The organism is Mesorhizobium sp. M7A.F.Ca.CA.002.04.1.1, assembly GCF_004022805.1.
In the GTDB taxonomy this organism is placed as follows: Bacteria; Pseudomonadota; Alphaproteobacteria; order Rhizobiales; family Rhizobiaceae; genus Mesorhizobium; species Mesorhizobium ciceri.
The window spans coordinates 1-5,472 of record NZ_RZPL01000374.1; the positions used below are offsets into that span (position 1 = coordinate 1).

The 5,472-nt window shown below is 62.5% G+C and carries 6 protein-coding genes; 3 read left to right on the plus strand and 3 right to left on the minus strand.

The genetic code is table 11. The features are described from left to right. Both ENZ75_RS19345 and ENZ75_RS19350 read right to left on the minus strand, forming a co-directional pair. Positions 1–154, minus strand: a 154-nt coding sequence (locus ENZ75_RS19345) for a co-chaperone GroES (protein ID WP_164750074.1), incomplete at its 3' end; no start/stop codon positions are given. A 164-nt stretch (positions 155–318) separates the two neighbouring features. Next, on the minus strand, positions 319–1,116 hold the full coding sequence (locus ENZ75_RS19350) for a class I SAM-dependent methyltransferase (RefSeq protein WP_013532388.1): 798 nt from the start codon (positions 1,114–1,116) through the stop codon (positions 319–321). Between ENZ75_RS19350 and ENZ75_RS19355 the strand changes: the two genes are divergently transcribed. Then, entirely contained in the window at positions 1,115–2,083 is a 969-nt protein-coding gene (locus ENZ75_RS19355; RefSeq protein WP_244514288.1) for a hypothetical protein, read from the plus strand. The genes ENZ75_RS19350 and ENZ75_RS19355 overlap by 2 nt on opposite strands. An 8-nt stretch (positions 2,084–2,091) precedes the next feature. On the opposite strand, the gene ENZ75_RS19360 is transcribed toward ENZ75_RS19355, so the two are convergent. After that, on the minus strand, positions 2,092–2,718 hold the full coding sequence (locus ENZ75_RS19360; protein ID WP_027163205.1) for a TetR/AcrR family transcriptional regulator: 627 nt from the start codon (positions 2,716–2,718) through the stop codon (positions 2,092–2,094). Between the two features lie 124 nt (positions 2,719–2,842). Here ENZ75_RS19360 and ENZ75_RS19365 point away from each other — a divergent pair, with 124 nt between their 5' ends. Then, positions 2,843–4,030: an MFS transporter gene (locus ENZ75_RS19365; protein ID WP_063170196.1), complete on the plus strand. Its 1,188-nt coding sequence runs from the start codon at positions 2,843–2,845 to the stop codon at positions 4,028–4,030. Positions 4,031–4,042: 12 nt separating this feature from the next. Continuing rightward, positions 4,043–5,320, plus strand: a complete 1,278-nt coding sequence (locus tag ENZ75_RS19370) for a D-arabinono-1,4-lactone oxidase (RefSeq protein ID WP_024504859.1) — start codon at positions 4,043–4,045, stop codon at positions 5,318–5,320. Positions 5,321–5,472 lie beyond the last annotated feature (152 nt).

The window sequence follows — 5,472 nt, forward strand, 5'->3', positions numbered from 1 at the left end:
CACGAGCGCCGGAGCCGACAGCGATGATCTCGCCTTCCTGCGGCTTTTCCTTTGCCGTGTCGGGGATGATGATCCCGCCAGCGGTCTTGGATTCGGATTCGACCCGGCGAACGACCACGCGGTCATGAAGCGGGCGGAACTTCGACTTTGCCATTTTTTCTTCCTCGATGAGAACGGTGAGAAACAGTTCCTCCATCCGGCGGCGCCGGACATGTGGTTAGCACTCACCAAAGGCGAGTGCTAACGTGGCGCTGAAATAGGCTGGCGGCGCGCCGGAGTCAAGGCGCTCGGAGCGCCTCTTGGCGCATGATGATGAACTTACCGGTGCCTGGCCGAACCGAGCACCAGAAGCGGGCACCGTTCCGCCAGCGGATAGCTTCCGCTCGGCACGACGCGCACGTCGCCGAACCAGTTGGCTGCCTCGTTGGTCAGCGTGGCCAGCGTCGCGAAGCTGTAGCTTATGTCCGAGCCTGCATAGACGTCGATCGTGTTGATCGAGCTCATGCTCCATCCTGTTCGCGCGGCAAGAGCTTCGCGGTCCGGAAACAGTCTGCCGAATGCATCGCGGATCGTTGCCACCTTGATGGTAAAATCGCGGTCGTCGGTCGTACACGCCATCGCAATCCGCCATTTGAGCGCGTGGAAATTCTCGATCCCGCCGGCCAGAACCAGAGCTTCGATGCCGCACAGATCGTCCGCCGTTTCCGGTCGTGCGAAGACGCGGATCGCTGCGCGCCTGCCAGGCTTCAGCACCCTGGCGACCTCGCCAAACAACGAACTGCGCGCCGCCTGGGAAGCGACCGCCGACAGGCATCCGTCGCCGATGACGGCGTCGATGCTTGCGCGGTCCACGGGCAGGTTAAGCCAGTTGCCGGCGATTGCCCGTCGCGAGCCGTCGTCGCCAGCCCATACGCCGGAAATCATGGCCGCCGACTGGTCGACCGCCAACATCGACTTGCCCAGAACTGCCAATTCCGGGGTAACCCCCAAGAGAAGGACATCGGCATTTCCGAGATCAAGTTCGCGATCGAATATAGCGACGGTTTCCGCTGTCGGCCGGAGCGGCGCTTCCAGAAGTTTCCAATGGCGGTGGTAATCGTCCCAATGATTTGTCATGCAATTCCATTGGCCCCCTGCACGCCTGGATTTTGGATATCACCGGGGCTTAATAGAGGTCGTTGGACAAGCCAAGACATTTCAAGGCATCTACAGACAGTCCAGGAGGTGGATAGTGGCGCGTATCGCCGTGATAACGCATGAGCATGACAGGTTCCTGGGCAGGCGCGATATTCTGCTGCGCAGGAGCAGCCCATACATGCTGTTCGACATTCTTGCGGAATTGAAAAGGCGCGGCCATTCGGTTCGGGTTCAGCAAGGCCTGTCGAAGCCGGTCAGCGCCGATATGGCGGTATTGCATGTCGATGCCACGGTGACGCCAACGGACTATGTCGACTATGCCCGGTGTTTTGCATTCTGCCTCAACATCGGCGCCGCCGACATATCCAAACGGCGGATCAGTGGTGCATTGATCGACAAAACCGACAGCTGGCAAGGTCAGGTGATCGTCAAAAGCAATCTCAACAATCGGGGAATCCCGGAGACGCTCCTCAACCGGCGATCCGAGCGCGCGGGCAAACAGCCGCCGTTTCCGCATTTGCCAATCTTGCACCCCTATGAGATCCACGGATCTCTCGGCGACGTTCCAGACGGCGTCTTTGATTGCGACGATCTCGTCGTGGAAAAGTTCATTCCGGAGAGAGAACCCGACGGTTTTGCTGTTCGTTTCTGGGTGTTTTGCGGAGAGCGAGAGCGCTGCACCCGCTACGTCTCCCCGAACGGCCTGGTCAAGGCATCGGAGACGATCCGGCGCGAGCCCGTCCCGGTGCCCGACGAACTGCGTGAGCGCCGGCGTGAACTCGGCTTCGACTATGGAAAATTCGATTTCGTCATGCATGAGGGCAGGGCCATCCTCCTCGATGCGAACAAGACTCCCGGCCGTCCGCAAAATCTCGTCAAGATGTTCGCGGCCGGCGCTTCGGATCTGACACACGGCTTCGAAGGCCTCGTCCATCGGGCGAAATAGGCGCGGCTCTAGAGGAACAGCCGCAGCTGCGTGTGAATGATAGACCGGTAATCCTCGATGGTCCGGCGGCTTTCCGCTTCGCCCTCGGCAAGCGCCAGGCGCACCACGCCGCCGGCGAGCTGGAAGATCAGCAGAACCATGCGTTCGAACTGCTCGCGCCTCTCGGGCTCCAGCAAGGCGATGACATGGTCGCAGAACATTTTGGCTTGGTGCCGCGTTTCGGCGAGGTCGAGGTTCTTGAGCGCCTTGTCGGCCTGGATGGCGTTCTGCAGATCCTGGATGGCCGGATCGCCGGCGACACGGCTGAGATAATCATCGAGCAGCCGGTCAGCGGCCACGATGACATCTTTCGCCTCGTGGATTTCGGCGATGATCGTCGTCAGCCGTGCCCGGCTGACCTCTGAAAACCGCTCATAGAGCATCGCCAGGATCGCCGATTTGTTGGGAAAGTAGTGGTAGACGGTGGCGATTGGCCCGCCCGCCAGCATGCCGACCTCCTTCATAGTGACGGCGTCGATACCCTTTTCCCCGATCAGCCGCATGGTCGTCGACAGGATCGCGTCGATGCGCTCGCGGCTGCGTTCCTGCTTGGGCTTGCGCCTCGGCTCGGTCGCCATTCTCTTCAATTCCGTCATGCACCGATCTTTCGCACGGTTTTTAGATTCCGGTTGACAAGAAATATGATCAAGTATCAGTTTCTGAAATACTGACAGGTTGTCAGCTTTTTTGCCGCGCGGCAAGGACGTTGGGGAGGCGCCTTTGGCTTCGACAGATATCGGCCACGCAGGCAGTGGCGACTGGCTGGTCGGCAATCCGACCGGCTGGCAGCTCGCCTCGGCCCTGTGGATCGGTTCGGTCGGCCTGCTCATCCTCGGCCTGCAGCCGGTGCTGCTCGGAGCTCTCTACACCGAAGGCCATGTCAGCGGCGACGAACTGGCGCTGGTCGCCACCGCCGAGATGATCGCCATTGCCATCGGTTCGGCCGTCGTGGCGATGCTGCTTTCGGCCCACAATATGCGCTGGAAAAGTGCCGTCCTTCTGCTGCTGCTGGCGCTGGCCAATGTGTGGACGGCCTATGCCGCGAGCGCCAACATGCTGATTGCGGCCCGCGCCCTTGCCGGGCTCGCCGAGGGCGGTCTGGTCGCCATCGCCACCGAACTGATCGCCCGCTCGCGGCGTGCCGAGCGCATCGGCGGCTATTTCGTCACCATGCAGACGCTGGCGCAATGCGCGCTCGCCCTGTTGCTGGCGCTCTATGTCATCCCGGCCGCAGGGTCGGCGGGTGGCTTCATCGTTCTTGCCGTCGTCTGCGTCGTGTCGCTGGCGGTCGCTTTCACCGTGCCCGGTGACTATGCCGACCTGCCCAAGGAAGAGAATCTGGCCAATGTGCTGACGGTTCCCTCGATGACCGCGCTGCTGTCGGTCTTCTGCTACTTCATGTTCTTCGGCGCGGTCTGGGCTTTTCTGGAGCCGCTAGGCGCGCAATACGGCATCGATGGCCGCACCGTCGGCCTGATCGTCTCGGCCAGCCTCGCGGTGCAGGTCCTGGGGGCGATGACGGCGACCGCGTTCGAGGCGCGCATCGATTATCGCCTTGCCATCGCGGCGATCGGCGTCGTGGCGCTTGTCAGTTCCCTGGTTCTTGCCAGCAGCCCCGGCCTGACGACGTTCTGGGTCGCTGCCCTGGCCATGGGCTTTATCCTGCTGTTCATCGTGCCCTACCAGATCCGTCTGGCGATCACCGCCGACGAGACGCGCACCGCTGTGCTGCTGGTGCCGGCAGCCCAGCTGTTCGGCCTGGCGATCGGGCCGATTGCGGCGTCGCTGCTCATCGATGGCAAGGATTTCCGGCCGGTGCCGGAATTCGCCGCCGCCAGCGCGGTGGCAAGCGTGGCGCTGCTCGGTCTCTTCGTTCTTGTGTCACGTCGCCGTCGTGCGGTTGCCTGAGCGGGGAGCGCCATGTCGAACACTTGGAGCAACTGGTCGGGCTTCGTAAGTGCCGAGCCCAAGCTGATCGCCAGCCCCGGCGATGCCGGTGAACTCGGTGATCTCGTCCGGACCGCGCCCGGCCCGGTGCGCGTTGCCGGCGCCGGTCATTCCTTCACACCGCTGGTGAAATCGCAGGGCACGATCCTGTCCCTGGAGAGACTGGAAGGGCTGGTCTCGCACGACGCGCAAAAACATCAGGCGCGGGTGCGGGCAGGGACCCGGCTCGGCCCGCTCATGCACATCCTGCAAGGAATTGGCCAGGGCCTGCCCAACATGGGCGATATCGACCGCCAGGCGATCGGCGGCGCGCTGGGCACAGCCACGCACGGCTCTGGGCCGACGCTCGGCGCCTATCACACGCAGCTGGAGACGGTGCAGATCGTCGACGGCCTTGGCAAGGTCCGCGACTTCAAGCGGGCAGGGGATCGGGACATGATCCACGCCATCGGTGTTGCGCTCGGCGCTTTCGGCGTGCTCACCGAAGTGACGCTGAACAACATCGCGACCTACCGGTTGCGCCGCCGCAAATATGTGCTGCCGATCACCGAGATGCTGCGTGATTTCGAGGCGATGATGGCCGCGCATCGCTCGGCCGAATTCTACTACATTCCGTTTTCCGGCTATGCGCAGTTCATCGCCAGCGATTTCAGCGATGCCGCACCCACCACGCGGCCGCCGGAAGAGGACGAGGCGGGTTTGAGGACACTGCGCAGGCTGCGCACTTCACTTGCCTGGCTGCCATCGCTGCGTGGCCGCCTGATCCGATCGGCGGCCGCCAAATTTCCCGCCGAGGACTACGTGCAGGACTGGCTCAACGTCTATGCCAGCGACCGGCAGACCAAGTTCAACGAGATGGAATATCATTTGCCGTTCGAGGAAGGGCCGAAGGCGCTGGCCGAGATCATCGAGCTGACCGAGAAGCGCTTTCCCGAGGTCTATTTCCCGATGGAGGTGCGCTCGGTCGCGCCGGACCAGTTCTGGCTTTCGCCATTCTACAACAGGCTGACCTGCTCCATCGCCATCCACCATGACGCCGCGAACGATCCTTTGCCGTTCATGCGGGCGGCAGAGCCGATCTTCCGCAGATATGGCGGCCGGCCGCATTGGGGCAAGATGCACAGCCTGAAAGCGGCGGAGCTGAAAAAGCTCTACCCGCGCTGGGACGATGCCATGGCGGCGCGCCGCGACATCGATCCGGAAAACCGCTTCGTGTCGCCCTACATGGCCGGCCTGTTCGGCATCGAATGATGAGCACCTATTTTTCCACCCTCTCGGATGCGCTGAAGACCGCCGGCATCTTCCGACCCTGCCTGCTGCTCGACCGCGATCGGCTGGACGGAAACATTGCCCTGGTAAAAGGGAGGCTGGATCCCGGCCTGGCCGTGCGGCTGGTCGACAAA